The organism is Vibrio sp. 1580 (assembly GCF_033340055.1).
The window spans coordinates 1-559 of sequence record NZ_JAWOVT010000574.1 but is presented as its reverse complement, the minus strand read 5'-3'; the positions used below and the strand labels follow the sequence as shown (position 1 = coordinate 559).

1 protein-coding gene is annotated in these 559 nt (G+C 48.7%); it reads left to right on the top strand.

The window, feature by feature from the left end; genetic code table 11:
• Positions 1 to 559: galactokinase (galK, locus tag R7093_RS27235; RefSeq protein WP_318147278.1), on the top strand; the 559-nt coding region annotated here is incomplete at both ends.

Sequence of the window (559 nt, the reverse complement as noted above, 5' to 3'; positions counted from 1 at the left end):
TTTGAGCTCATCGGCGGCGTTGGAAGTGGTGATTGGCCAGACGTTCAAAGTGCTGTTCAATCTTGAGATCAGCCAAGCCGAAATTGCGTTAAACGGTCAGCAAGCTGAGAACGAATTCGTCGGTTGCAACTGCGGCATCATGGATCAAATGATTTCAGCGGAAGGGCGTGAAAATCATGCGATGCTATTAGATTGCCGTAGCCTTGAAACTGAAGCAGTCTCTATGCCAGAAGAGATGGCTGTCGTGATCATCAACTCGAATAAAAAACGTGGTTTGGTCGACAGCGAATACAACACTCGTCGTCAGCAATGTGAAGAAGCGGCACGTATTTTCGGTGTGAAAGCTTTGCGTGATGTGACGATTGAGCAGTTCAACGAGAAAGTCGCTGAGCTGGATGAAATGGTGGCAAAACGTGCCCGTCATGTCATCACAGAAAATGATCGTACTGTGGAAGCGGCACAAGCGCTACAAGCACACGACATGAAGCGTATGGGCGAGCTGATGGCCGAGTCTCATGCCTCGATGCGCGATGATTTCGAAATTACGGTAAGAGAAATC